At 73.4% G+C, this 3,477-nt stretch carries 1 protein-coding gene; it reads left to right on the forward strand.

The genetic code is table 11. From position 1 onward, the window contains the following. On the forward strand, window positions 1-3,477 hold a 3,477-nt coding region (locus SMA5143A_RS24155; protein ID WP_146193942.1), incomplete at both ends, for a type I polyketide synthase.

Genomic DNA, 3,477 nt, shown 5'->3' on the forward strand with positions numbered 1-3,477 from the left:
CGCACAGCGTCCAGGACACCGTCGACGGCGTCCTCGCGGTCGGCACCCTGCACCGCGACCAGGGCACCCTCGCCGACTTCACCACCGCGCTCGCCCGCCTCCACACCCACGGCATCCCCGTCACCTGGCACCACCCGAGCGGCACGACCGTCGACCTGCCCACGTACCCCTTCCAGCACGAGCACCACTGGTTCGAAGCGACCCCCGAGGACGTCACCTCGGCGGGTCTCGTCCGCCCCGACCACCCGCTCCTCGGTGCGATGACGGAGCTGCCCGACTCGGGCGGCCACCTGTTCACCGCGCAACTGTCTCTGCGTTCCCAGCCCTGGCTGGCCGACCACACCATCAACGACACCGTGCTGCTCCCCGGCACCGGCTTCGTCGAACTCGCCCTGCGTGCCGCACAGGAGACCGGCGCCGCGGGCATCGACGAACTCGTCATCGAGGCACCCCTGGTCGTGCCGGAACGCGGTGCCGTCCAGGTCCAGATCGCGGTGCACACCACGGACGACGACCGCCACACCGTGACGATCCACTCGCGCCGGGCGGACGCCGACCCCGGCACCCCCTGGAGCCGCCACGCCACCGGCACACTGGCGCGGTCCACCGACCCTGCCGGCTTCGACCTCGGAGCCTGGCCGCCACCCGGTGCCGACCCGTGCGACCTCAGCACCTTCTACGACACGCTCGTCGGCTCGGGGTACCAGTACGGCCCCGTCTTCCAGGGCCTGAACGCGATGTGGGTCCGCGGTGAAGACACCTTCGCCGAGATCGACCTGCCCGACGACCACCACGACGCCGCCGCGCGCTACGGCATCCACCCCGCCCTGCTCGACGCCGCCCTCCACGCGACCATGCTCGCCACCGCCGGGGACGGCCGTACCCGGCTGCCCTTCGTCTGGAACGGCATCACCCTTCACGCCACCGGCGCCACCCGCCTGCGAGCCCACATCACCGCCGCGGGCACCGACGCCACGACGATCCGGCTGGCCGACGACACCGGGGCACCCGTCGCCGTCATCGGCTCACTGGTCGCCCGGACGGTGACCGAGGACCAACTCGGGCGCCCCGCCACGAGCGTTCCCGTCCACCGACTGTCCTGGACGGAACTCACCGCGCCGACGGCCGCCGCGCCACTCGACGTCCTGCCGGTCACCGGCCCGCAGGACGTCACCGAGGCCGCCACCGCGGCTCCCGGCCTGCTGCTCCTGGAGCTCGACGGCACGGACGGCGAACGATCCGTCCCCGAGACCGTCCACACACTCACCGCGCATGTGCTGTCCGTGCTCCAGGCGTTGCTCGCGGAACCGGCGCTGGCCGACACCCGACTGCTCGTCGTCACCCGTGGCGCCGTCGCCGCCACGCCCGAGGACACGGTCACCGACCTCGCCGCGGCCGCCGTGTGGGGCCTGCTCGGTTCGGCGCAGTCCGAGAACCCCGGCTGTTTCGTGGCCGTCGACCTCGACGACCGTACGACCGGGACCGCGCCCGAGGCACTGGCGGCGGCTCTCGCCACCGGCGAGCCCCGCCTGGCTCTGCGCCACGGCCGGTTCCACGCCGCGCGCCTCGCCCGTACGGACCGCACGCCCGACCACGGGACGGTTCTCCGCCCGGACGGCACCGTACTGATCACCGGGGGAACCGGCACCCTCGGCGGCACCCTCGCCCGTCACCTGGTCACCGAGTACGGCGTACGGGACCTGGTGCTCACCAGCCGCAGCGGCATCGACGCGACCGGCGCGAGGGAACTGGAGGCCGAACTCGCCGAACGCGGCGCGACCGTACGCGTCGAGTCGTGCGACGCGGCAGACCGTGACGCCCTCGCCGCACTGCTGGACACCGCGCGGTTCTCGGCCGTGTTCCACCTGGCGGGCGTGCTCGACGACGGCGTGGTCACCGGGCTCACCCAGGACCAGGTGCACACAGTGCTGGCGCCCAAGGTGGACGCGGCCTGGAACCTCCACGAACTCACCGAGGGCCATGACCTGGACGCCTTCGTGCTGTACTCCTCGGCGGCCGGAGTACTCGGCTCGCCCGGACAGGGCAACTACGCCGCCGCCAACAGCTTCCTCGACGCCCTCGCCCACCACCGGCACACACAGGGACTCCCCGGCCTGTCCCTCGCCTGGGGCCTGTGGGCGCAGCGGTCGGCCATGACCAGTGGTGTCATCGACGGCGGTGCCCGGGCCATGAGCCAGGGGGGCTTCGTCCCGCTCACCTCCGAGGAGGGGATGACCCTGTTCGACGCGGCGCTGCGCGGCGACGACCCCGCCCCTGTCGCCGTCAAGCTCGACCACGCCGCCCTGCGCGAACAGGCCGGACAAGGGACGCTTCCCGCGCTGCTGCACGGCCTCGCACGGCCGATACGGCGCGCCGCACGCGGAACCCGTGCCGCCACGGGTGATCTGGCGAACCGTCTCGCCGCGATGAGCGCCGCTGAGGCGGAGCGGACGCTCCTGGCCCTGGTCCAGGGTGAGGCGGCGGCCGTGCTCGGTCACTCCTCGGCCGACCGCGTCGACCCGGCCCGCGCCTTCACGGAGATCGGCTTCGACTCCCTCACCGCCGTCGAACTCCGCAACCGGCTCGCCGCGCACACCGGCCTCCGGCTCCCCGCCACGCTGCCGTTCGACTACCCCGCACCGGCCGCGCTCGCCGCCCACCTGCGCACCCGGCTGACCGGCGACGGCAGCACCGCCGCGACCGGTGACGCCGCCCCCAGGACCGGGGCCGTCACCTCCCACCCGGACGAGCCGGTCGCGATCGTCGGCATGGCGTGCCGCCTCCCCGGCGGGGTGCGCTCCCCCGAGGACCTCTGGGACCTGCTGGCGGAGGGACGCGAGGGCATCGGCTCGTTCCCCGCCGACCGCGGCTGGGAACTCGACGCCCTGTACGACCCCGACCCCGAGCACGCCGGAACGTCGTACGTCCGCGAGGGCGGATTCCTTTACGACGCGGCCGACTTCGACCCCGCCTTCTTCGGGATCTCGCCGCGCGAGGCGCTGGCCATGGACCCGCAGCAGCGGCTCCTCCTGGAAACCGCGTGGGAGAGTGTCGAGCACGCCGGTATCGACCCCACCTCGCTGCGGGGCAGGAGCGTAGGCGTCTTCGCGGGCGTGTCCTACCAGGACTACCTCAGCAGGCTGGCCGAGCCGCCCAAGGGGCTGGAGGGCTTCCTGATGACCGGCGGGTCAACCAGTGTGCTGTCGGGCCGGATCGCCTACGTCCTCGGACTGGAGGGCCCCGCAGTCGCGCTCGACACGGCGTGCTCGTCGTCACTGGTGGCCATTCACCTGGCGTCGCAGGCCCTGAGGTCGGGGGAGTGCTCGATGGCTCTCGCCGGTGGCGTCGCCGTCATGTCCAGTCCCGATGTGTTCCGCGAGTTCTCCCGGCAGCAGGGCCTGGCGGCGGACGGCCGCTGCAAGGCCTTCGCGGCGTCGGCGGACGGGACCGGCTGGGCCGAGGGTGTGGGCGTGGTGT

The sequence above is a fragment of the Streptomyces sp. MA5143a genome (assembly GCF_900290235.1).
GTDB lineage: Bacteria > Actinomycetota > Actinomycetes > Streptomycetales > Streptomycetaceae > Streptomyces.